The sequence below is a fragment of the Geobacillus subterraneus genome (genome assembly GCF_001618685.1).
Taxonomy (GTDB): domain Bacteria; phylum Bacillota; class Bacilli; order Bacillales; family Anoxybacillaceae; genus Geobacillus; species Geobacillus subterraneus.
On record NZ_CP014342.1, the window covers coordinates 2655399 to 2678960 of the forward strand.

The following is a 23562-nucleotide window of genomic DNA, read 5'->3' on the forward strand; positions in this document are numbered from 1 at the left end:
AACCGTACGTCACTCGTTCACCGCCGGCCTGACGGACCGCCATCGTTCGAGCCGGTACGCCATGTCCCAAAACTCATACTCATATTCGCTGCTGATCAAAAAATGCTGTTCCATCCGGCGCCGATCCTCTTCTGTGACAGCGGCAGCGATGACATCAAGCCGGGCGATCTGCTCTTCAACAAGCGAACGGAACCAATCAGAACTGTATGCACCGATCCATTTTTCGTAAATCGGGTCATTCGGTTGGCACGTTTTCAATCGTTCGCCAATTTCATAGTACAGCCAATAGCAAGGCAAAATGGCAGCGATGACGTCCCCTAAGTGCCCTTCATACGCAGCACGGTACATATGAGAAGTATAGGCGTACGCCGTCGGTGCGGGAACAAATGCTGCCCGCTCCTCTTCAGTAATGTTGAGCAGCTCGGCGAACGTTTCATGCAGCGACAACTCCGCCTCGCATGTGCTTTGCGCATGATGCGCCAGCCGAGCGGTCGAGGCCAAATCCGGCGCCTTTGCCGCCCCGATCGCCTGCACGCGGGCGAAATGGCGCAAGTAATACGCATCTTGCATCACATAATAGCGAAATTTTTCGCGCTCGAGCGTTCCTTGGCCGAGCTCTTGAACGAACGAATGGCGAAAACTCGCCTGCCAGATCGGGTCGGCGGCTTCGCGCACTCGCTTGGCAAAAGACATTCTTCCTCCCCCTTTTTGCAAAATAAAAACGCCGCTTCCTTTACCGACTAGCGTAAAGAAAGCGGCGTGAGCCTACAATGTCGCAAGGCAAAGCCATCGTCGCCTATGCATAGCTCCTCTCCACTTCCCTACGCTGGTATTACCCAGATCAGGTGCTAAGGGTCTCAAAGGCACACTTTGATCTCAGCCTTTCTAAAGGCCCCCCTAGTGGATGTTCCGTCATGATGCCATTGTTCTGTTTACATTTATCATATCACGGCAACGGCGGTTGTCAACCTTTTTTTCCGTCCTGCGTTGCGTCGCCCACCGCGATTCGCTATGATTAAAACGCAACGACTCACTATCGAATGGGAGTGGAACTACATGGCAAAAGTCATTTTAAAACGGCAGCGAAAAAAACGGCTTGAACAAGGTCATCCGTGGATTTTCCAAAGCGAAGTCGACCGCATCGAGGGCGACATCACGCCGGGCGACTTCGTTGACGTCTATAACCATCAAGGCTATTGGCTGGCGAAAGGGTACATCAACCCGGCCTCGCAAATCATCGTGCGCGTGCTGACGCAAAACCCCGATGACGAATTGGATGAGCGGTTTTTTATCGAGCGCATCCGCCAGGCATGGGCATACCGCGAACGGATGATCCCCGGCGTCCGCTCTTGCCGCGCCATCTATGGAGAGGCCGATTTTCTGCCGGGGCTTATCGTCGATAAATACGAGGACGTTCTCGCTGTGCAAATTTTGGCGCTGGGGATGGAAAAGCGCAAAGACTGGATTTTGCGCGGTTTGCTTGACGTGTTCGCGCCAAGAGCCATTTACTTGCGCAACGATGTGTACGTTCGGGAGCTTGAGGGGCTCGAACAAGAAAAAGGCTTTTGGTACGGAGAAGCGGAAACGGAAATCGAAATCGAGGAAAACGGCGTCAAATATATGGTCGATATTGAAGGCGGTCAAAAAACCGGCTTTTTCTTCGACCAACGGCAAAACCGCGCCGCCCTCCGCCCGCTCATCGGTCCGGAAACAACGGTGCTTGACTGCTTCACCCATACCGGTTCATTTACGTTAAACGCTTGTCTGTATGGGGCAAAGCACGTCACCGCCGTCGACATTTCCGAGCATGCGATTGAAACGGCGAAACGAAACGCAGCCTTAAACGGCTTTTCAAACGTCGACTTTGTCGTCGCCAACGCCTTTGACTATTTGCGCGAATCGGTGCGCGCCGGCAAGCAGTGGGATGTCGTCATCATCGACCCGCCGGCGTTTGCCAAGTCAGCCCATGCGGTCCCGAAAGCGCTGCGCGGCTATAAAGACATTAACTTAAACGGATTAAAGCTCGTCAAGGACGGCGGCTTTTTTGTCACTTCGAGCTGCTCGTACCATGTCCGTCCGCACATGTTCGAAGAGATGGTCGCCGATGCAGCGTTTGACGCCAAAAAAGTGCTTCGCCAAGTGTACTGGAACGGCGCCGGCTATGACCATCCGAAGTTGCTCGCTGCCGATGAAGGCGACTATTTAAAATTCGCCATTTATGAAGTGCATTCGCGGCGTTAAAGAAAAACGCTTAAGGGCAAGCCTTAAGCGTTTCTTTCTTGTCTCGGGCGAAGCGGCTGTTCTTTGCGCAACACGCTCAAATAAACGAGCATTGAAACAAACACCGAACCGGCGGCAGCTAGATAAATGCTCGGGTAGCCGAACCAATGGCTGATTTGCCCAAAGACGATGGCTCCGATGCCGACGCCTAAATCAAAAAACGAGAAAAACGTCGCGTTCGCCATCCCTTTCCGGTGAACAGGCGCCCGCTCCACCGACCATGCCTGCAGCCCTGGCTGCACCATGCCAAACCCAAAACCGTACAGCACTGCCGCAGCCAATAACGCCCATTCCCCCGGCAGCCAGGCGAGCATAAGCATCGCCAGCAAAATGAGCCCAGCGCCGGGAAGAAAGACAGCCCGATGACCTTTCCGGTCATACAGCTGACCAGCGAACGCCCGCGTGACCATTAAAGCGAGCGCGTAAAGCAAAAAGTAAAGCTGCAAGCCTCCGATCTGTTTTTGCGCTGTATATAAGGGCAAAAACGAGGCGATGCCGCCAAACGTCACCGTTAAAAAGAAGAGCAACACCGATGGAATCAAAGCCGTCTTTTCGTAAAGATCCCATTTGTTCACCCTCTGGCCATGTCCCGCCTCCGCTTTTTTATATGTAATCACAGCGGCAAACAACAAGGAGGCCACACCGAGCGCCGCACAAATCATAAATAAGTGGCTGTACGGAATGGCGGCTGCCAACACGAGTCCGAGCGACGGTCCAAAGGCAAGGGCGATGTTCCCTGACAGCCCGTAATACCCCATCCCTTCCCCGCGGCGGTTCGCCGGGATGATGTCTGTCGCCACCGTGCCGGATGCCGTTGTCGAAAACCCCCAGCCGATCCCTTGGACGACCCGCATCAAAAAGAGAAGAAAAATGCTCGAGATGAAGCTGTACGAGCCGACCGAAACGACGAAAATCACCAAACCGAGCAAAAACACAAACCGCCGCCCCCGCGTCTCAAGCGCATGGCCAGCGAATGGCCGGACGATGAGCGCCGAAAACGTAAACACTCCGACAACAAGGCCAATTAACTGATCATTGCCGCCTAAATGTTCGACAAACAGCGGCAATGTCGGCAGCGTCATTTGAAATCCGAGAAAGATGAAAAAGTTAGCTAAGCAAATTAAAACAAAATTGTGCGTCCAAATTTTTTCTTTTTGTTCCGCAACAACTTGCTTTTGTTGCGCATTCATGCCGATCCCCCTTATGAAATATGTATTTCGTGTCCCTTAATATTTGTCAGTATAACATAACTGTATGCTTCTGTTTAACCAAAATGTTTTTCATCCATATTTTTTATGTAAATGTAAAAAGCCGCCGAATTGGCGGCTTTTTACCATCCTTTCCGTTCGCGCAATGCCGTAATTTGCGCCGTATGATGCTTCCCATGCCATGTGTACAATGCCGTCAATACGTACAACGGCATCGTTTGTTTCGCCCCTTCCGGGCGAACAAGGCGGTGGAAATCCGCTTCCGTCATTGACTCAAGCAGCGCTGCCCATCGTGCGTGCAGTCCGTCAAGCAGCCGTAACGACGGTTCGATCGGCAGCGAGCGGGCGTCGGCCGTTTTTGCCCATTCACTTTCTTCAAACGGCTTAATGACCGGCGTATCCTCTGTCAAGCCCCATTTTGTGCGCAAAAATGCGTTCATGCTTGCGTCAGCCAAATGGTGGACGACTTGGGCCACAGTCCAGCCGCCGTCACGGTATGGCGTGTTTAACTGCTCATCGTTCAAATCGGAGACGGCAGCCCGCAATGCGCCTGGCAGCTCACGGACGGCGGCGATCCATCCTTGTGCCTCCTCCGTGCGAAACTGTGCCGGCGCTTGAAACGTTCCGATCGGGTAACGGATCGGATCGATCGTTGACATCGTTGATCATCTCCCTTCCACCTTTATTTATTCAACGCAAGGGAGCGAACTCCTTCTTATTCTTTCCAGACATAGACCCGAGCTTCATACGGTTTGAGCTTAAAGCGGGTCGCGTTTTTATGCGGCCGGACCGGATAGTTGCCAAGCACCAAATCGTCCGACTGAAGGCGGATGCCGTCATAGCGGTAAAGTGACGGGCGGTCCGACAAGTTGACGACTACAAGCGCGCGATCACGTCCGAGCGTTCTTGTGTACGCGTAAATGGATGGGTGGTTTTCCAAAAGCAGATCGTACGTTCCGTAAACAAACAGCTCGTTCGCTTTCCGAAGCTGAATCATTTGTCGATAAAACGACCATACCGAGTTCGGATCGCGCCGCTCGGCCTCGACATTGATCGTACGATAGTTTTCGTTCACCTTGATCCATGGCGTACCTGTCGTGAATCCAGCGTTTGAGGCACCAGACCATTGCATCGGGGTGCGCGAGTTGTCGCGCCCGGTTTTCCAAATGATCGTCATCGCTTCCTCATGGGTCCGCCCCTTCGCCCGTTCGAGTTCATACAGGCGAAGAGCGGACACATCACGATAATCACGGATGTCATCGAACTGCACGTTCGTCATACCGATCTCTTGGCCTTGGTAAATGAATGGCGTCCCTTGCATAAAAAAGTAGAGCGCGCCGAGCGCCTTTGCGCTCTCCGCCCAATAATTACGGTCATCCCCCCACGTCGAAACGGAGCGGGGCAAGTCATGGTTTTCCAAAAAGAGGGCGTTCCAGCCGCGGTTTTCTAACCCCTTTTGCCATTTCGTCAACGTCCGCTTCAGCCGACGGACATCGATCGAGCCATCGGTCCGCCGTTGCCATAGCCCTAAATGCTCAAATTGGAAAATCATATTAAAAATGCCGTCCTCTTCGCCCACCCATTGTTCCGCCTCGTCGACAGTCACCCCGTTCGCCTCGCCAACCGTCATAATATCATAACGCGCAAACGTTTGCCCTTTCAACTCTTTTAAATAATCCATAATTCCCGGCTGATTCATATGTCCAGCAAACGACGGAACGTACTTCAGTCCTTTCGGATTCGGCAAATCAGGTAGCCCCGGCTTTTTCTTAATATGAGAAATCGCATCAACGCGGAACCCGTCAATTCCTTTGTCAAGCCACCAGTTGACCATCTCATACAGCGCCTGACGGACTTCGTCGTTTTCCCAGTTCAAGTCGGGCTGCTTCACGTCGAAAATATGCAAATAATATTGTCCCGTCTGCTCATCATATTGCCATGCCGAGCCGCCAAAAATGCTTTCCCAGTTGTTCGGCTCGCGCCCGTCTTTGCCGTCGCGCCAAATATACCAGTCGCGCTTCGGGTTGTCCCGCGAGGAGCGCGATTCAATAAACCACGGATGCTCATCACTCGTATGGTTGATGACCAAATCCAAAATGACTTTCAACCCGCGCCGATGGGCTTGGGCAAGCAATTCATCGAAGTCATCCATCGTTCCAAACTCATCCATAATGGCATAATAATCGCTGATGTCATATCCGTTATCGGCGTTCGGCGACCGGTAAATTGGACAAATCCAAACGATGTCGACTCCAAGCTCCACCAAATAATCCAGCTTTTCGATGATGCCGCGAAGATCGCCGATGCCGTCGCCGTTGGCATCCATAAAGCTGCGCGGATAAATTTGATAGGCGACGCCCTCTTTCCACCATGTTTTTTTCAAGGCTGCCTCCCCCTTTGTGCACACGTTTTCACTATCCACTGTACACTACATGACGGCAATATACAACTCTCTTTTTCAAGACTAGCGAAAAAATGATTGATGAATATTTTTAGGCTGTTGTTTTCAATTGCCGCCCGTAAAACAACAGCCGTTTGCCAGACGATCGACATGCTGGCAAACGGCCGATTCGAACGATAATCAACGTTCATTAGCGGTGCGGCCCGCTTCGTAAATTTTCAAGTTATGATAGACGGTTTCAAGCATCGGGGCGTGGATGTCATACTGTTTCGCCAGCTCCAGCAAATACCCTTGCAAATGATCGGCTTCAATCGGCAGCCCTTTTTCCATATCACGCTGCATCGATGACTTCATCGTCGGGGCGATCTGTTCGAGCTGAACGCGCTGTCGTTCTGCCATCTCCTCAGTGAGCGGCGCGCCGTGCGCTTGCATAATCATTTTGATTTCCCCAAGCAGTCGGCTGATGATGACGCTCCCGTACTCGCCGGAACGAATCGGCCCGATCGGAGCGCGAAACAGCGTCGTCACCCCTGACATAGTGGCAATAAACAAATACTTGTTCCACATGTCCGAAACGATTCGCTCACTTAACCGAAACCGGGCATTGGCGCCGGCAAACAACGATTCCAACGCTTTCACCCGCCCTGTCCGTTCTCCCGACCACTCGCCGAAACGAACTTCATGGGCCGGACTTGTTTGAACGATTTCCCCTTTTTCGTTTAACGTCGTTTCGATGAAACAAAGACCCCCCAACACCTTGTCATCGCCAAATGACTCCCGCAACACATCCATATGGGCCATGCCGTTTAAGAGTGGCAAAATCATCGTTGTCTCACCGACGTACGGTTTAGCATCAGCGATGGCGCCCGCCAAATGATACGCCTTGTTTGAAAACACAACAAGATCGAACGGCTCCGTCCGTTCACCGGCCGCGATCAGTTTCGGCGCGAGCACTGCATCGCCGTGAACGCTGCGGATGACAAGCCCGCGTTCCTCAAGCTCCCGCTTTCTCCGCTCACGGACGAGAAATGTCACATCGACGCCTTTTTCGAGCAGGCGTCCGCCGAAATAGCCGCCAACCGCCCCCGCTCCCACGACAAGAACGCGCATGTTATGTATCCCCCTTTTCCCACATGTTCATAGCCAAGCCTAGGCTGGAATGGACAGCGTTTCGATGCAGACGTTGAAAAAAGGAAGAAGGGGACCCCCCTCCTTCCTTTCCAGCCGCTAGCAGCAACGCGACACTTTGCCGCCCTTGGCATTGTAGCGCGCCTCTTGCGCCTCGCAGAAAAACTCTTTCCGCGACTTGATCGGCTCACCCGGATGATGGGTTTTCATATGCTCGACATATTTTTCATAACTCGGCACGCCGACAAGCAAGTCAAGAAACTGCCGGCGATAGGCCAACACAGTTTGCAGCCATTTAGGCATAATGCTTCGCTCCTTCTCCATCGCGCGGCACGTACGGCGCTTCTTTGAGCGGCACATGTTTGTTTTGCAGCACTTTGATCCAGATGTTCAACGCCGAGATCAACATCGCAATCACAACGAGCATGAAAATCGCACACAATGTCGCATCAATGTAGTCGTTCATAATAATTTGCCGCATTTGCGCCTCATTCGTGGCCGGCGCCAAAATTTTGCCTTGGCTCAAGCTGTCTTGGAACATTTTCGCATGCGACAAGAAACCAATTTTAACGTTTTCATGGAACAGCTTTTGATACCCCGCCGTCAACGTGACGACCAAAAGCCATGTCGTCGGCACGAGCGTCACCCAAACATAAGCCTTTTTGCCCATTTTAAATAGAATGGTCGTCGCAAACAACAAGGCGATGCCCGCCAACATTTGGTTGGCGATGCCAAACAGCGGCCATAGGGTGTTGATGCCCCCAAGCGGATCGACGACGCCTTGGTACAGGAAGTAACCCCACGCCAACACACAAAGGGTCGTGGCGATCAAGTTCGAGGCAAGCGAATCCGTTTTGCCGAGCGGCTTGTAGAACGTGCCCATAATGTCTTGGATCATGAAACGGCCGACACGCGTGCCGGCGTCAATTGTCGTCAAGATGAACAGCGCTTCAAACAAGATGGCGAAGTGATACCAGAATGCCATCAATGCCTTGCCGCCAATGACGCTCGACAAAATGACCGCCATCCCGATGGCCAGCGTCGGCGCCCCGCCGGTGCGCGACAACACCGTTTGTTCACCGACATCTTTCGCCAGCTCCGTCAACATGTCAGGAGTGAGCGTAAACCCCCACGACGATATGACTTTGGCGGCCTGCGCCACATCCGCCCCGATTACCGCCGCCGGGCTGTTGATGGCAAAATACACCCCCGGCGTCAAGACGCAAGCCGCCACCATCGCCATAACCGCGACGAACGACTCCATCAACATCGCACCGTAGCCGATCGTCCGCGCATGGCTTTCAAGCTCAATCATCTTCGGCGTCGTGCCGGATGAAACGAGCGCGTGGAACCCGGACACCGCCCCGCAGGCGATCGTAATGAACAAGAACGGGAACAAGTCGCCGGCAAACACCGGTCCCGTTCCATCAACAAATTTCGTTACAGCCGGCATTTGCAAATCAGGCGTAACGACTAAAATGCCGAGTGCTAGTCCAACAATCGTGCCGATTTTCAAAAATGTGCTCAAATAGTCGCGCGGCGCCAACAGCAGCCACACCGGCAGCGCCGAGGCGACAAAACCGTAAATAATCATCAAGATCGCGATCGTTTCGCCTTTTAACGTAAACATTGCCGAGAGCGTTGGATGCTCCGCAACGTATTGCCCGGCCACGATCGACAAAATCAATAATACAAATCCCCCGAGCGACGCCTCGGCAACACGCCCCGGGCGAATGAAGCGCATGTAAATGCCCATCAAAATCGCAATCGGAATCGTCGCGGCGATCGTAAACATCCCCCACGGGCTTCCGACAAGCGCTTTCACAACAACGAGCGCCAATACGGCCAATAAAATAATCATAATGCCCAAAATGCCAAGCGCTGCGATCAAGCCCGTCACCGGTCCCATTTCTTCCTTGATCATTTCGCCAAGCGACTTCCCATTGCGGCGCATCGACGCAAACAAAATGACAAAGTCTTGCACCGCGCCGCCGAGCACAACGCCAATGATGATCCAAAGCGTCCCGGGCAAGTACCCCATCTGCGCAGCCAAAATCGGTCCGACAAGCGGTCCGGCGCCGGCAATGGCGGCGAAGTGATGCCCGAACAGCACCCATTTGTTCGTCGGGACATAGTCTTTCCCGTCGTTAAACACTTCAGCCGGCGTTTTTCGGTTATCATCAAGACCGAACACTTTGTGGGCGATAAACCGGCTGTAAAAACGATAGGCGACCGCATACGTGCAGACGGCGGCGACGATCAGCCACATGGCGTTGACCGACTCACCGCGGCTTAAAGCCAAAATGGCAAACGCGGCAGCCCCGAGGACGGAAATGAGCCCCCATAACAAGATCGATTTTAGTCCCTTCACACCTGTTCCTCCTTTTCAGCAGAAAGATTCTACACATTACTATTATATTCATTATTCCGAAAAATCGAAAGGCATTTTTCTTCCTTTGGCCCGCCCATTGTTTTCCTCTTATAAGGGGTGCGCTCCTGCTTTATTATTTCGAAAAAGTATAAATTAGGACTTTCGTGCGAAAAATGTAATTGCGCGCCACCCGTTTCCCTTTTTTTGATAGATGTCTCGTTTTTGCTGCTGTCCACTCCATCACATGGTGCAACGGATGAAGCAACCATCATCACCATTATCTTAGCAAAGGGTCGAGAAAGTGAAAACGATCGAGGCATTGTTGTGGAGCATCGCCTTGCCTGGCTTCGGGCAACTGTTGAACAAAAAATATATCAAAGGAATTTTGTTTATTGCGTTGGAATTTGTGATTAATACCCAATCTCACTTCAACGAAGCCATCCATCTCAGCTTTTTGGGACGTACGGATGAGGCGGCCCGCATCATCGACATCGGATGGCTGATGTTTTATCCATGTCTATACTTTTTTGCCATGTGGGATGCGTTTAAAGACGCCGGGGGAGGACGGACACCGTACTCATTTTTGCCGTTTGTCGTCTCCGCCTACTTTGTGACGATCGGCTTGATGTACTCAACGCACGTAACGGTTGGCGGCGTATTTTTCGGACCGATTTGGCTGCCGATGTTATCCGTCATCCCCGGGCTGGTCATTGGTTGGCTATTGCAGTTCCTTTTGTTGAAATGGAAGCAACCGTCTATTTCATAACCGCTCCATCAGAAAAGCCGCCAATCATTCGTTGGCGGCTTTCGGCTGCGGTTCTTTGGCGGCTTTCCTTTTTTTCAGCGTTCCAACTGTAAGGACAGCGGCAACAACAAGCAGCTCAAATCCGTATTTAATCACAGGGTTGGCAAAGTACTCTTTCAAAAACGGCTCGCCGACAATCATTTTTGACGCTGTCCAAGCAAGAACGCCAGCGCCGATCGTGATAATGATCGGGAAGCGTTCAATCCATTTTAAAATGAGCGTGCTGCCCCATACCATGATTGGAACAGAAATGAGCAGCCCAAGGATAACAAGGAGAAAACTTCCATGCGCGGCACCGGCGACCGCCAACACGTTGTCAAGCCCCATCAACGCATCGGCAATAATAATCGTGCGCATCGCTTCCCATAAACTTCCCCCAGCCTCGATATCATCGTGCCCCTTTTCCTCAACGAGCAGCTTGTAAGCGATCCAGACAAGTAAGAGACCGCCAACAAGCAAGAGGCCTGGAATTTTAAGAAGCCATACAACGAAAATCGTTGCTAACGCCCGAACAACAACGGCGCCGGCCGTTCCCCAAATGATGGCCTTTTTTTGCTGATGCTTTGGCAAGTTGCGGGCCGCGAGTCCGATGACAATCGCATTATCCCCCGCCAAGACAAGGTCAATAATGATAATGGACAGCAACGCTGTCCAAAACTCTGGAGAAAAGAAATCCACAGCATTGTCCCCCTTTATAGGTTATATTTTTCTTTTAATGAAACTGGAGCCATCTTAATAACTTGCTGCAAAATAAACATGAAAACGGCCAAATCATCGATAAAACCAAATAACGCGAGAAAATCAGGAATAAGATCAAACGGCAACGCCATATACAGCAGCAATAGCCCAATCGCGAATGCTTTTTTTTGCATCGGCACATCGCGTGAGACGAAAAATTCAAGCAAAAACGGAAGAAAGCGTCGGACGTTTACGATGAAGCGAAGTCGTTTCCACCACTTGCGCACGTCATCTCCCTCCGTATTTATCATCGTTTATCCCATTAAGAATCGAGCCCATCTTCCTTTACGATTAGCTTCCCCCTTTCGTTTCGTAAAAATAAGAAAAGACCTTTGCCATACTTGGTAAAGGTCTTTAAGCAAACAAAGACCTTTACCGCAGCAGGTAAAGGTCTCGCTAACAACGTCACCGTTGCCAACAAAGCCGAGGGCGTACACCCTGAACTGACGACTTTGTTGTTAAAGCTACTCCCCTTTAACAAAAGGATATTTACTTTTTACAATTCCATGATATTCAATGTTTATGCGTGCTGTCAACGCAATTTTTTTCTAACCGCAATAAAAAATCGAACTTTCCATCCCGGACGGAAGAAGGAACGGAACGTCTGCCTTCGAAACCGACTGATAATTTCTTGCTCCTTCCGTTTTTTACTGCGCTGCCGTAAACTTTAAACCGATGATCCCGACGAGAATAAACAACAAAAAGATGATCCGCGGCGCGTTGACGGGTTCGTTTAAAAACATCATGCCAATGACGACCGCTCCAAGCGCTCCAATTCCTGTCCATACCGCGTAGGCGGTGCCGATCGGCAAAGTTTTTGTCGCAATCGATAAAAAGTAAAAGCTGGCGATCATCCCGGCAACGGTCACGGCAGACGGCCACAGGCGGGTGAACCCAGCCGTATATTTCAAGGAAATGGCCCAGACGATTTCGAAGATCCCGGCGACAATTAAGTATATCCACGCCATGTTTCATTCCTCCTTTCAAAAAATAAAAAAGCCGTGAGAAATATCAAAATGATACTCCTCCCGGGCTTTTGTCCCTCCGTGTACGCGAGAATGCCGCGCGTTTTCTCTCGGTCGCAGGCCAGCCGCAAAGCAGCCGCGGAACCCTAGAAAACCTTTTTCTTCCTTTATCCGCTGTTATTGTATCATGTTCGTTGCCAACCGGCAACTGATTTGACTTGCCGCATTATCATCATAGAAGAAAGCAGACGGGACATGCCCACCTGCCTTATACCGGATCGTTATCAACATCGCTGTACGATTCAATCGCTTGATCGAGCGCCCGATAGGCCTCAGCGAAAGCGTTTGTCGCCGATTCATCTCCCGCCTCGGCCAGCTCCATTCGTGCATTGCGTGCGTGAGTCACCGCACGAATGACATCTTCGATCATTTGCCGTTTGTCCCCGGCGCTCGCTTTTAACCGTTCAAGCTCATGAATCGCCCCATCAAGACTCGTCGAGCGCGGTTCGTCAAACGATTGTTCCAGCTGCTCTTTCACACGCTCTAATATTTCTTTCATCATCGCCCATCCTTTCTTTATTCGTTGTCATCCGCTAGTGTGGGCGATTGGCGGCAAACTATGCACTACTAAGACGCTGATGTTTATTCATTTACGTGCACATCTTTCAAACCAGCCCAAAACGCGGCGATGATCGACAGAGCGACGATGATCATCGGCGCATACATGATCAAAAATGTTTGCATCATCCTTTCCCTCCTTCCCATTTTCCTTTAACGTATGCCTTGTTAAACAAGAAAAGGCGCATAAGCAAATAAAGTGACGGAATTAATAACAGGAGGCCGGCAATAAACGCAACGATCAACGCCATAGCCATCGTCTCATTCGTAAACCCGTCATAAATTGTCAAATACGGGTATAACAAATAGGGATAATGTGAAATGCCATAGGCGTAAAAGGCGAACGCATATTGAAACAAAAGCGCAATAAACGCCCAGCCGAACCGCCGTTGCCGCCAAAGCAGCCAAACGGTGACGACAAAAAACAAAAAAGAGACAGCCAGCATCCATGCCACGTTCCATAGGTTGGCGTAATGCTCGGGATTATGGTAGCGAAGCTGATAAATAATGAGCAGCGCTGACAACATCGTCGGCCCGCTCCAAAGAAGAGCGTAGCGGCGCAACAGCGCCCGCGCCCGTTCATCCTTGGCCGCGTCCGCATAATACGTTAAGAAAACGGCAGAAATGTAAAGAACGCTCGTCACACTTAACAGCACAATGCTCCATGACAACGGGCTTGCAAACAGCTTCCCATAATCAAGCGCAACGCCTGAGGCGCCTGCCTCTACAAACCCGCCTTCGGAAATCGTCAACACAATGGACAGCGAGGCCGGAATAAACAACCCCGTCAATCCATAAGCGATTAAATACCAGTTCCGTTCCGTCCCCCCATACGTATGAAACGCGTAGTACGAGCCGCGAATAGCTAACAAAATGATCGAGATGCTCGCCGGGACAAGCAAAATAGAACCATAATAATACGCCGTTTTCGGAAAAAAGCCGACAATGCCGACAAAGAAAAAGACAAGAAAGACGTTCGTCACTTCCCATACAGGGGAAAGATAGCGCTGAATGATGCGGTGCAAAATATGCTGTTTGTTTGCCCAATGGCTATAGGCGCTGAAAAACCCAGCCCCGAAATCAATCGAAGCAACGATAATGTACCCGAACAAAAACAGCCATAACACCGAGATGCCAATGACTTCGAGCGTCATGGCGCCACCTCCCCGTTATTAGCCCGCTCTGCCAGCTCCCGTTCAACCGGGTTGCGGCGGAACATACGGACGAGCACTGTTGCGCTTGCAATTACTAACACCATATACAAAAGGCAAAACAACACAAGCATCGTATCCACATGCGCAGACGATGTCGCTCCTTCCGCCGTTTTCATATAGCCGCGCAAAATCCACGGCTGCCGCCCGACTTCCGCTAAGTACCATCCCGCCTCAATCGCAACCATCGCCAGCGGCCCTCCCGCCACCAGGAGTCCAAAAAACCACTTTTTCGCCGTCCATTTCCAGCGGAAAATCGATCCGAGCCAATACGCGGCTGCGACAACCATTAAAAACACCCCGATCGTGACCATCACATTGAATAAGTAATGAATGTATAGCGGCGGACGCTCATCTTCTGGAATATCATTTAATCCAGTCACAACCGCAGCGGGATGGTTATGGGCTAAAATACTGAGGGCGTATGGAATTTCTAAAGCATATTTCACTTCCCCGTCTTCTCCGAGCGTGCCGAACAGGATCAACGGTGCATGGGAGCCCGTTTCAAAATGCCATTCGGCCGCCGCCAGTTTTTCCGGCTGGTATTGGGCCAAAAATTTACCCGACAAGTCGCCGACAAGCGCGCTCGCCACTGAGAAAATCAACGCTGTTTTCATCGTTAAATGAAGCGCCTTGCGGTGATACACATGGCGGTTTCCCTTCCATAAATGCCAAGCGGCGATCGAAGCGAGCACGAACGCTGACGTCATATACGCCGTTGCCAGCACATGAGCGACTTTCGTCGGCATGGCCGGATTGAACATCGCGGCGATCGGGTCGATGTTGACGAGCTCGCCATTTTTCAGTTCAAAGCCTTGCGGCGTGTTCATAAACGCGTTCACCATTGTAATGAACATGGCCGACGCCGAAGAGCCGATCGCCACCGGGATAAGCAAAAGCAAATGTTTTTTCTGATTTTCAAACCGATCCCATGTATACAAATAAATACCGAGGAAAATCGCTTCAAAAAAGAAGGCGAACGTCTCCATGAACAGCGGCAAGCTGATCACCTGGCCAGCCAGCTGCATAAAGTTCGGCCACAAAAGCGACAGCTGCAAGCCGATCGCTGTTCCTGTCACCACGCCAACCGCTACGGTGATGACAAAACCGCGCGTCCAGCGGCGAGCGAGCAAAATATAATGCATATCACGTTTGCGAATCCCAACCCATTGGGCAATAGCGATCATCAGTGGAATCCCGACGCCGATCGTGGCATAAATGATATGGACCGTCAGTGTCAATCCCGTCAAAATACGGCTAAGCAGCACCGGATCGTAGCCGTTCACGATTCATCCCCCCTTATGAAAACAAGCGGCCAATCAAGGAAAGCAAGACAACAGCCGCAACAGCAAAGCTAACGAACACAAGCGTTTTTTCGTGCCGCTTCCACATATCCATCCCCCCGGATGAGCAAACAGTGATGAAGAATTTGTGACAGCCATCACAAATTATCCACTTTATATTATTTCATAAAATCGGGCACGCTATCCGGCATGATTTCGAATAATTTGTGTCATTTTTCACATATTCATTGTGACAAACAAAAAAAGCAGGATATCCCTGCCCTAATGTTATAAATATTTCCGATGCACCGTCTTCCCATCATACGTAAACAACATCGGCTTTTCCTCGACGACCGTCTCCATATGGACGGGTCGTCCCCACAACTGATAAATATATGGCAACACTTTTTCTAAATATTTCAGATCCAATTCAATTCCCTCGTACCAATGCTTTAAATACAACTCCCCGTTGCGCATATAGTCGCCGTCATTCACCGTAATGTACGGGAATCCGCCGTTAACCCGCATGCTGACGAGCTGATCGCGGATATGCTCCCAATGTTTGTCAACAATTTTGTAATCTTTCCCTTGCTTTTGAAATAAATACATATCTTCACGCATAATCAGCTCTTTCGTCAAATAGTTGCGCAAAAACGAAATGTCGGACTCCAACTCACGCACTTCGAACAGTTTTGCCCGTCCTGATCCTGGTTTAATTCCATATTTTCTCATCTCTTCCGTCGGGTTGTTCCACCGCTCTTCGATGTCTTCAAAAATTTTCAACCCTAAATAGTACGGATTGATGCCAGTGCGCGATGGCTGCACAACGTTGGCGTTCAGCTTGGCAAACTCGATCGCTTCATCGCTCGTCAAATCCATCTCGCGCAAAATGCGCTGATGCCAATACGTCGCCCATCCTTCGTTCATGATTTTCGTCTCGAGCTGCGGCCAAAAATAGAGCATTTCTTCGCGCATCATCGTCAAAATGTCACGCTGCCAATCTTCGAGTTCACGGCTGTATTCTTCAATGAACAACAGCACATCTTTTTCCGGCTGCGGCGGAAACTTGCGTCGTTTTTTCCGCGGCGGTGTTTTTGGCTTGTTCCGCTCATCAAGCGACCAGAGGTCATCATATGGCGACGGTGTTTTTGCCGATTCTTCTTCCTCATACACCTCCGTATCTTCCCATGTCCACGACAGCTTCGGCCGCAACAGCGAGGGGTCGATATGCTCTTGAATGGCCAAGACAGCATCTAAAAATTTTTCCACTTCCAGTTTTCCGTATTGATGTTCATAATGTTTAATGCGCTCAGCCGTCGCCGCCATGCTTTCGACCATATCGCGCTTCGTGTTGCTAAAGCGGACGTTGTTTTTGAAAAAGTCGCTATGCGCCAACACGTGGGCGACGATCAACTTATTTTGAATGAGCGTGTTCGTGTCAAGCAAAAAGGCATAACAAGGATTCGAATTGATGACGAGTTCGTAAATTTTGCTTAATCCTAAGTCGTAATGCAGCTTCATTTTGTAAAACTGCTTACCAAAACTCCAATGGGAAAAACGCGTCGGCATTCCGTAGGCGCCAAACGTGTAAATAATGTCCGCCGGGCAAATTTCATAGCGCATCGGGTAAAAATCCAACCCAAATCCTTCAGCAATTTCCGTAATCTCAGCAATCGCCCGTTCCAGCTCTTTCAGCTCGTCCTGCCGCATCCCAATTTCCCTCCCTTTCCCCTTATCACAATGTATGAGGGAAACGGCGTTTTGATACGTGCAATCGTTTGGCATGAACATGCAGCGCCTCATTTTCATTTGCTGACCGTTGGATTATAATGGTCATACAAAAGAAATCGCAACAAAGCGTGGTGATGATTTGCAACATTATTTGCACTATCTCATCGATCACTTTGGTTATATCGGTATTATGATCGCGCTTATGCTCGGCATTGTTGGACTGCCGATCCCCGACGAGCTGCTGTTGACATATGCCGGCTACCGCGTCTCGACCGGTGCATTTTCGTATCCGCTCACCTTTTTTTCCTGCTCATTCGGGGCAGCCATCGGCATTTCGCTTAGCTATATTCTTGGGTTTACGCTCGGCTTGCCGTTTTTGCATAAATTCGGCCCGAAGCTTCATCTGACAGAAAAACGGCTCGAGCAAACGAAAGCGCTATTCTCGAAGTTCGGCCCGGCGGTATTATTCATTTGCTATTTCATCCCAGGCGTTCGGCATCTCGCCGCCTTTTGGGCCGGCATGAACGCCTACCAGTGGAGAAAGTTTGCCTTGTTCGCCTACAGTGGAGCGATGGTGTGGGTCGCTGTCTTTTTGACGATCGGTGCCTACTTTGAGAGCCGCTGGACGGCCGTCAAGCAGTACATCGATGCCTACCGTCCACTGTTATTTCCTGTGTTTCTCATCGTTTTCGGCTTTGCCCTCTTCTATTGGCACACCCGACAAAAACGAAAAACACCGGATTGAACACCGGTGCTTTTTCTTTTCCTGCCTATACTATACGTTTTCGGTTGAATTGCAGCGATACGTTTCCATCAGCAATCCCATAAACAAACCAAAGCCAAACATCACCATCGAGGCCCCGATGATTCCGAGGCTGACGATCGTTAAGAAAAAGTCCTTGTTGTAAGCGCTTGCGATAAAACTAAGCAAAAAAAGCGCTGTTCCAACAATTAAGCCGACGGACGCCATCCATTTGCACATCCTCGTGATTTCTTGTCCCTCGTGCCGCTTGTTCACTCTCATCATCCCCTTGCTTAAAGGATACTATCCTTGTCACAAAATTGCAACATTTATTTTTCCTTTTTTATCTCCATTTCGGTTATAATTTATATTTTCCCTTATGACACAACATTTACAGGGCAACAAAACGTCTTAGCGTCATACACTAACAATGACTCCTTCTCGATAAAGGAGGCATGCCGCTTGAACACCGTCGACTACGATAAGGCGCTCTATTATACACATCGCTCCGAGTGGGACAATTTGCTCATTTTAATGGTGCGCACGCCTGATGACATGCTGTCGAAAAAAATTGAAAAGTTTCTCCACGCCTATAATTTCGAACACGACTATTCCGTCATTCAGGAGAGGCTCTCGGCCTTGTTGCGCTACATCGACCACGCGCTTGAAGTGAGCGAACAAAAAATGGGAGTCGAGCAGTACGCCTATTTTTACTCGTAAATCAAGCGGGGAATTGGTTTGCTCCAATTCCCCGCCGTTGTTTGTCCGCTGGTTATTGAGCGTAAGAAGGCGAAACGGTGCGCAACACGTCGTGCACTCGTTGCATGACAGCATCAGTAAGGTTAGCCAGCTTCTCTTCGCTGTCTTGCAGTGATGTTCCTTTAACGCCAAAATACGCTTTCATTTTCGGCTCCGTCCCCGACGGACGCAAGCAAAACCACGAGCCATCCTCCAATACGTATTTCAACACGTTCGAAGCAGGGAGCGTGATCGCCGTTTTCTCCCCGGTTACTGTGTTCGTCCGCTCCTTCGTTTTGTAATCCTCGATCACCGTCACCTTTTTCCCCCCGGCCTCCACCGGCGGTTGCTGACGGAATAAAGCTAAAATGGCGGCGATCGTTTCCGCTCCTTCTTTGCCCTTTAATGTGAGCGATCGTTGCCCTTCACGGTAGTACCCGTACTTAGCAAACAACTGAAGAAGCGCTTCATACAGCGACAGCCCTTGCTGTTTGTAAAACGCGCACACTTCCGCCGCAAGGACAGCCGCTTGTACCGCGTCCTTGTCGCGGGCAAAATCCCCGATCAAATACCCGTAGCTTTCCTCATAGCCGAACTGGAACGTATACTGCCCTGTCTGTTCGTATTCCTTGATTTTTTCACCGATGAATTTAAACCCGGTCAGCGTATCGATCGTCTCCAAGCCGAACGAGGCGGCAATCGCCCGCCCGAACTCGGACGTGACGATCGTTTTTAAAACGACGCCATTTGGCGGAAGCAGGCCTTTTTCCTTCCGCTGCGACAATAAATAATGAAGCAGCAGCCCGCCCGTTTGGTTGCCGGTTAAGACGATGTACTCCCCTTGCTCATTTTTTACAGCAATGCCGAGCCGGTCTGCGTCCGGGTCAGTGGCGATGAGCAAATCAGCATTGACTTGCTTGCCGAGTTCAATCGCCAAAGCGAAGGCTGCGTGCTCTTCCGGATTCGGTGAAGCGACGGTTGAAAAATTCGGATCCGGCTGTTCTTGCTCCTTGACGACAAAGACGTTTTGGTAACCAAGTTCAGCCAGCGCACGGCGCACCGGCTTGTTCGACGTGCCGTGGAGCGGCGTGAACACGATGTTCATATCCGTTTCCTTAGCCAGTTCCGGATGAAGCGAAATCGTTTTGACAGCGTCTATGTACGCATCGTCGATTTCTTTTCCGATGATACGAATCAGCCCTTTTTGCTTTAACGTTTCCTCATCCTCGACACGAACGGCGAGCTCATTGTCGACCTCATTAACGTAGCGGATCACCTCATCTGCAGTGTCCGGAGGCAGCTGCCCGCCATCTTCACCATATACTTTGTAACCGTTATATTCCGGCGGGTTGTGGCTGGCGGTAATCACAATGCCGGAAAACGCCCGCAGATGGCGAACGGCAAACGACAGCTCCGGCGTCGGCCGCAATTCATCAAACACATATGTTTGAATGCCGTTTGTAGCCAATGTTTTCGCCGCTTCCATAGCGAATTCCGGCGATTTATGCCGCGAGTCGTAGGCGATGACGACACCGCGCTGTTTCGCCTCATCGCCAAAGGATTGTATGTATCGTGCCAAGCCTTCCGATGCTTTGCGGACCGTATAAATGTTCATTCGGTTCGTCCCCGGCCCGATTTCACCGCGCATACCGCCGGTTCCAAATTCCAAATTTTTGTAAAAAAAATCTTCGAGCCACCGCTCGTCGTCGCGGTGCTGCTCCAAGATGTTTCTCAGTTCCGGATCTAGCTGCGGCTCACGAAGCCATTGTTCATATTTTTGTCTCCACTCCATCCATTTTACCCCCAATCTTTCTTTCTCCTGTTTATGTATTCGTTCCCATCATACAATATACCTGCTAAAAGAAAAAGGATGTCCTGGAAAATAAGGACATCCTTTTTCTTCCATTATCCTTGCGGCTGCGACGGTTCAGAAATGTTTGTTAACGCTTGTTCCGCCGCTTCATTCGATGCGCTGTTTGTCGCGATATCCCCTAAAGCGACGATGCCTTGAAGCTGGTTGTTCTCTACAATCGGCAAACGGCGAATTTGATGCTGCGCCATGACGTTAGCCGCATCTTGGACGCTCATGTTCGGCGTGCCAGTGACGACTTGGTTGGTCATGACGTCCGACACTTTTACGGTCGCCGGGTTTTTCCCTTGGGATGAAACGCGCAGCGTAATGTCGCGGTCTGTAATCATCCCTTTGACTTGCCCGTTTTCCACAACCGGGAGCGCGCCAATATTTTTTTGGCTCATGATTTGCGCTGCTTCTTGCACCGTTTGGTTCGGCGAAATGGTCGCGACGTTTTTCGTCATAATGTCCTGCACTTTGTTTCCGCTGTTATTGGTCAATGTGATCCTCCCCTTTCACCGATTAGTATGGCTCGTTTGTCGGGCGATATAGATAGAAAATATCCCCTTTTCCGGTCGCGAATGGACGTGCCATTTTTCTTCCCTTATAATGGAGTTAAGCTCTTTCAATGAAATGGCCGTCAGGAATACAATCCTGAAAAAGGGTTCATCACCAAAAGATGTACTTGCACCTGTCATGAAAGTATGTTAGCTGTTTCCAGCCGAACCCGCAGTGCAAAACGCTGGATATTTCGGTATCCGTATCCCCGACGTTTCATCAGCTTGATCTTGTTATTCGTTCCCTCCATCTTCCCATTCGAATAATGGGATAAAATGCACGATATCATTTCGTCTGTTCGTTTGACGAGTGATTTTGCGATGGCACGAACAACGGAACAAGGACAAAACAAATACCGATGAATCCAAGCCTTCAAGCGTCGTTTCGCCTGTTGCTCATCTTTGCTTTTGAACACATAGCGAACATGTTGGAGCGATTGGTAAACAGACTTTAAGTAATCGCTTTCATTACACCATTCTCGTATGATTTGACGTTCTTCCTCCGTCAATTTCTCTGGGCATTGGCTCAATAAACGGCAAACGTAACGAACATTTCCGTGTTTCTTGCCTCCTTTGCCCAAATATTTGCGACAACGTTCTAAAGCATCGGTAAACAGCTGAATGACATGGAAATAGTCGACGACATGTGTCGCCTCTGGGCAAACCCGTTGAATCGCTTTTTTCATCGCTGGAGCCAAGTCACTCACGACATACTGAACGGAACGAGACACATGAGCCAATGCACGCCCAATGGCTTCCTCGTTCTTTCCTGCTTCCATGGCATACACTTCTCCCGTTTCGGCATCCATGATCGCCACTCCATAGTCGTGCCCTTTTCGAAAAGCAAACTCATCGACACAAACCGCCTTTGGTTGGACGTCATTCGATAGGAAGGAAGGGGCATGGGTATAAAACCATCGTTCAACGGTCGTGTAAGGAAGCTTGAGCATACGAGCCACCGCCTGAATGGATGTTCCGATGCAAGATTGCGCGACCCATCGCTGAAAAGCATCCGTCGCCACACTTCGAGGAGAGATGGCTGGATACGACGTGCTGAACGTCACGCCACACGTGCTACAACGTCTGCGCTCGACAGGAAGTTCGATCCAAAAAATTCCGATTCGCTGAGCATAGCCATGCATCCATTGCTTCTTTTTGTCTGTCATTTTGATCGTGCGCTTCAAGCAGACAGGACATAACGGGCATTGTTCGGGTAGAGAAAGTTCGAAAATCCAACGTTCCCCTTCTTTTCGCACCTTTTGAATCAAAACATCTGGTAAATCGATGAGTTCTTTGATAAACTGAGAGTACATGCGAATTTCCCTCCATGGTTTGGTTTGGTCACCTTTACCATACAGGAAAATTCGCATTTTTTGTACCCTCTATGCACACCTACCTTAAATGATCAAGTACAACTTGTGGTGAAGAGCCTGAAAAAGCCTATTTTCCCGCTAATTTCCTGGTTGAGATGGCATAGCACTCCATAAGAAAGAAGGTGAATAGGTGGGGAAAGAAAATTTGCTTTTGGCCGCTTGGTTGACAGCGCTTGTTGCCACCCTTGGAAGTTTATACTTTTCCGAAGTGCTCCATTTTATTCCTTGTGACTTATGCTGGTTTCAACGCATTTTTATGTATCCGCAAGTCATCATTTTAGGGATCGCCATCGCCCGTAAAGATTTTGCAGCTGCTCGTTACAGCTTGGCGCTATCACTTGTCGGCGGCATGATTTCCTTATATCACTATGCCCTGCAAAAGATCCCGTTTTTCCAAGATTACGCCATCAGCTGCGGCCGCGTCCCATGTACAGGGCAATACATTAACTGGCTTGGCTTTATTACCATTCCATTTTTGGCGTTGACAGCCTTTACCATGATTATTTTCTTAAGCCTTGCTGTCATGCGCCGGCAACAGGAGGAGAGCGAACGTTGAAAAAACTGCTCATATTTGGCAGCATCATTGTCGCTTTATTTGCCGCTATTGCTTTTGTCACGTTGTATGAACAAAAAGAAGCAGCTAAACATAACCCTTATCAGAAAAATGAGCTGCATCCGGCCACCATCGATCAACTTGATGACCCGAATTACCAAAACATTATTTTGCCTGATGAGTTAAACCAACAGTTAGCCGATGGAAAATCACTTACCGTCTATTTTTACAGCCCGACATGCCCGCATTGTCGGCAGACAACGCCCATTGTCGTGCCGTTAACGAAACAGCTTGGCATCGATTTAAAACTGTTCAACTTGCTTGAATTTGAAGATGGGTGGGATGCATACCATATCGAAGCCACACCGACGATCGTTCATTACGAAAACGGAAAAGAGACGAAACGCATGGAAGGGTATCACGATGAACAAACGTTCCGCCAATGGTTTGCTTCATTGTCAGAACAAAAAAAATAAGGAGCTGCACCGGATGGCGGCTAGCTCCTTTTTTCTTACATCACCCACTGGCTCGTTGCAGGGAAATAGATGCTGCACGGCAACGCACGCTTACGGGTAAACTGCCTCGCCTCAAATGGAAAAGCGATGCCATGGCGAGCCAAAATCTTTTGATTGCGCGCAAACAACCATTCGTATTGTTCGCATTCCCCTTGTTCCCCAATATGTTCGATGACCGTGATCAACGACTGCAACGCTGAGATGATTTGGAACGCCTCCTTCATTGTTCCGTTATATGTAACATGCTCATGGTCCAACGAAAGAATGCCAAGTTCCTCAAATTGGTGAATTTGTTCATCATCGAAATAGTATGGGAAAATATCAGTGTAGAAATAATTTAACAAATAATGCATGTAATTTTCTTGCTCCGGAGTCACCGCGTACATAATTTTCAATGTTCATACCACCTTTTCTTGCCGCAATGCTTGCGTTCTCCATCGCGAAAACGATACTATGAGTGTATCATATTCAATGCACTTATAGGGGTAGAAAG

26 protein-coding genes and 2 riboswitches are annotated in these 23562 nt (G+C 49.9%); of the genes, 6 read left to right on the forward strand and 20 right to left on the reverse strand.

What is annotated here, in order from left to right:
- Positions 1 to 9: 9 nt before the first annotated feature.
- Positions 10 to 693, reverse strand: coding sequence for a thiaminase II (tenA, locus tag GS3922_RS12915; RefSeq protein WP_063166680.1), 684 nt, complete (start codon positions 691 to 693; stop codon positions 10 to 12).
- 108 nt (positions 694 to 801) lie between these two features.
- Positions 802 to 909, reverse strand: a riboswitch (TPP riboswitch).
- A gap of 147 nt (positions 910 to 1056) precedes the next feature.
- Between tenA and GS3922_RS12920 the strand changes: the two genes are divergently transcribed.
- Positions 1057 to 2241 carry a class I SAM-dependent rRNA methyltransferase gene (locus tag GS3922_RS12920; protein ID WP_063166681.1) on the forward strand — a complete coding sequence of 395 codons (1185 nt, stop codon included), beginning with the start codon at positions 1057 to 1059 and terminating at the stop codon, positions 2239 to 2241.
- Between the two features lie 23 nt (positions 2242 to 2264).
- On the opposite strand, the gene GS3922_RS12925 is transcribed toward GS3922_RS12920, so the two are convergent.
- The 6 genes from GS3922_RS12925 to GS3922_RS12950 form a co-directional block, all read right to left on the reverse strand.
- Positions 2265 to 3470 (reverse strand): MFS transporter, encoded by a 1206-nt coding sequence (locus GS3922_RS12925; protein ID WP_063166682.1) that lies wholly within the window; start codon positions 3468 to 3470, stop codon positions 2265 to 2267.
- Between the two features lie 140 nt (positions 3471 to 3610).
- Positions 3611 to 4147, reverse strand: a complete 537-nt coding sequence (locus GS3922_RS12930) for a YfiT family bacillithiol transferase (RefSeq protein WP_063166683.1) — start codon at positions 4145 to 4147, stop codon at positions 3611 to 3613.
- 56 nt (positions 4148 to 4203) lie between these two features.
- The gene (locus GS3922_RS12935; protein WP_063166684.1) at positions 4204 to 5871 is read right to left on the reverse strand and encodes a glycoside hydrolase family 13 protein; all 1668 of its coding nucleotides are present in this window, start codon (positions 5869 to 5871) and stop codon (positions 4204 to 4206) included.
- A gap of 198 nt (positions 5872 to 6069) precedes the next feature.
- On the reverse strand, positions 6070 to 6999 hold the full coding sequence (locus tag GS3922_RS12940) for a ketopantoate reductase family protein (protein WP_063166685.1): 930 nt from the start codon (positions 6997 to 6999) through the stop codon (positions 6070 to 6072).
- 117 nt (positions 7000 to 7116) lie between these two features.
- The gene (locus GS3922_RS12945; RefSeq protein WP_015374005.1) at positions 7117 to 7320 is read right to left on the reverse strand and encodes a YbdD/YjiX family protein; all 204 of its coding nucleotides are present in this window, start codon (positions 7318 to 7320) and stop codon (positions 7117 to 7119) included.
- Positions 7313 to 9388, reverse strand: coding sequence for a carbon starvation CstA family protein (locus GS3922_RS12950; RefSeq protein WP_063166686.1), 2076 nt, complete (start codon positions 9386 to 9388; stop codon positions 7313 to 7315). Before GS3922_RS12950 ends, GS3922_RS12945 begins: the two co-directional genes overlap by 8 nt.
- Before the next feature lie 301 nt (positions 9389 to 9689).
- On the opposite strand from GS3922_RS12950, the gene GS3922_RS12955 reads away from it, so the two are divergent.
- The gene (locus tag GS3922_RS12955; protein ID WP_063166687.1) at positions 9690 to 10154 is read left to right on the forward strand and encodes a hypothetical protein; all 465 of its coding nucleotides are present in this window, start codon (positions 9690 to 9692) and stop codon (positions 10152 to 10154) included.
- A 24-nt stretch (positions 10155 to 10178) separates the two neighbouring features.
- Here the strand turns inward: GS3922_RS12955 and GS3922_RS12960 are convergent, their stop codons facing one another.
- From GS3922_RS12960 to GS3922_RS12990, 8 genes are all read right to left on the reverse strand, one after another.
- Entirely contained in the window at positions 10179 to 10871 is a 693-nt protein-coding gene (locus GS3922_RS12960) for a TerC family protein (protein WP_063166688.1), read from the reverse strand.
- A 14-nt stretch (positions 10872 to 10885) separates the two neighbouring features.
- A complete protein-coding gene (locus GS3922_RS12965) occupies positions 10886 to 11158 on the reverse strand; it encodes a YkvA family protein (protein WP_063166689.1) in 273 nt (90 codons plus the stop codon).
- A gap of 420 nt (positions 11159 to 11578) precedes the next feature.
- Positions 11579 to 11899, reverse strand: a complete 321-nt coding sequence (locus GS3922_RS12970) for a DMT family transporter (protein ID WP_063166690.1) — start codon at positions 11897 to 11899, stop codon at positions 11579 to 11581.
- 55 nt (positions 11900 to 11954) lie between these two features.
- Positions 11955 to 12057, reverse strand: a riboswitch (guanidine-I (ykkC/yxkD leader).
- Between the two features lie 107 nt (positions 12058 to 12164).
- The gene (locus GS3922_RS12975) at positions 12165 to 12455 is read right to left on the reverse strand and encodes a hypothetical protein (protein ID WP_021322500.1); all 291 of its coding nucleotides are present in this window, start codon (positions 12453 to 12455) and stop codon (positions 12165 to 12167) included.
- An 83-nt stretch (positions 12456 to 12538) separates the two neighbouring features.
- Positions 12539 to 12640, reverse strand: coding sequence for a cytochrome bd oxidase small subunit CydS family protein (gene cydS / locus GS3922_RS18505; RefSeq protein ID WP_011230110.1), 102 nt, complete (start codon positions 12638 to 12640; stop codon positions 12539 to 12541).
- Complete coding sequence (locus GS3922_RS12980) at positions 12640 to 13668, reverse strand: cytochrome d ubiquinol oxidase subunit II (RefSeq protein WP_063166691.1); 1029 nt, start codon at positions 13666 to 13668, stop codon at positions 12640 to 12642. Before GS3922_RS12980 ends, cydS begins: the two co-directional genes overlap by 1 nt.
- Positions 13665 to 15011 carry a cytochrome ubiquinol oxidase subunit I gene (locus tag GS3922_RS12985; RefSeq protein WP_063166692.1) on the reverse strand — a complete coding sequence of 449 codons (1347 nt, stop codon included), beginning with the start codon at positions 15009 to 15011 and terminating at the stop codon, positions 13665 to 13667. Before GS3922_RS12985 ends, GS3922_RS12980 begins: the two co-directional genes overlap by 4 nt.
- A gap of 285 nt (positions 15012 to 15296) precedes the next feature.
- A complete protein-coding gene (locus GS3922_RS12990; protein ID WP_063166693.1) occupies positions 15297 to 16718 on the reverse strand; it encodes a SpoVR family protein in 1422 nt (473 codons plus the stop codon).
- A gap of 160 nt (positions 16719 to 16878) precedes the next feature.
- Between GS3922_RS12990 and GS3922_RS12995 the strand changes: the two genes are divergently transcribed.
- A complete protein-coding gene (locus tag GS3922_RS12995) occupies positions 16879 to 17484 on the forward strand; it encodes a DedA family protein (RefSeq protein WP_063166694.1) in 606 nt (201 codons plus the stop codon).
- A 30-nt stretch (positions 17485 to 17514) separates the two neighbouring features.
- On the opposite strand, the gene GS3922_RS13000 is transcribed toward GS3922_RS12995, so the two are convergent.
- Positions 17515 to 17763, reverse strand: coding sequence for a hypothetical protein (locus tag GS3922_RS13000; protein WP_063166695.1), 249 nt, complete (start codon positions 17761 to 17763; stop codon positions 17515 to 17517).
- A gap of 180 nt (positions 17764 to 17943) precedes the next feature.
- On the opposite strand from GS3922_RS13000, the gene GS3922_RS13005 reads away from it, so the two are divergent.
- The gene (locus GS3922_RS13005) at positions 17944 to 18201 is read left to right on the forward strand and encodes a YhdB family protein (protein WP_063166696.1); all 258 of its coding nucleotides are present in this window, start codon (positions 17944 to 17946) and stop codon (positions 18199 to 18201) included.
- Positions 18202 to 18253: 52 nt separating this feature from the next.
- Here the strand turns inward: GS3922_RS13005 and GS3922_RS13010 are convergent, their stop codons facing one another.
- The 3 genes from GS3922_RS13010 to GS3922_RS13020 form a co-directional block, all read right to left on the reverse strand.
- Positions 18254 to 20011, reverse strand: a complete 1758-nt coding sequence (locus GS3922_RS13010; protein ID WP_063166697.1) for a phospho-sugar mutase — start codon at positions 20009 to 20011, stop codon at positions 18254 to 18256.
- A 113-nt stretch (positions 20012 to 20124) separates the two neighbouring features.
- Positions 20125 to 20571 carry a CBS domain-containing protein gene (locus GS3922_RS13015; protein ID WP_063166698.1) on the reverse strand — a complete coding sequence of 149 codons (447 nt, stop codon included), beginning with the start codon at positions 20569 to 20571 and terminating at the stop codon, positions 20125 to 20127.
- Between the two features lie 194 nt (positions 20572 to 20765).
- Positions 20766 to 21941, reverse strand: a complete 1176-nt coding sequence (locus tag GS3922_RS13020) for an ISL3 family transposase (protein WP_063164805.1) — start codon at positions 21939 to 21941, stop codon at positions 20766 to 20768.
- Positions 21942 to 22131: 190 nt separating this feature from the next.
- Between GS3922_RS13020 and GS3922_RS13025 the strand changes: the two genes are divergently transcribed.
- Positions 22132 to 22557, forward strand: coding sequence for a disulfide oxidoreductase (locus tag GS3922_RS13025; protein ID WP_063166699.1), 426 nt, complete (start codon positions 22132 to 22134; stop codon positions 22555 to 22557).
- Positions 22554 to 23030, forward strand: coding sequence for a thioredoxin family protein (locus GS3922_RS13030; RefSeq protein WP_063166700.1), 477 nt, complete (start codon positions 22554 to 22556; stop codon positions 23028 to 23030). Before GS3922_RS13025 ends, GS3922_RS13030 begins: the two co-directional genes overlap by 4 nt.
- Before the next feature lie 35 nt (positions 23031 to 23065).
- Here GS3922_RS13030 and GS3922_RS13035 read toward each other — a convergent pair whose 3' ends face one another.
- The gene (locus GS3922_RS13035) at positions 23066 to 23464 is read right to left on the reverse strand and encodes a YhcU family protein (RefSeq protein ID WP_063166701.1); all 399 of its coding nucleotides are present in this window, start codon (positions 23462 to 23464) and stop codon (positions 23066 to 23068) included.
- Between the last annotated feature and the right edge of the window lie 98 nt (positions 23465 to 23562).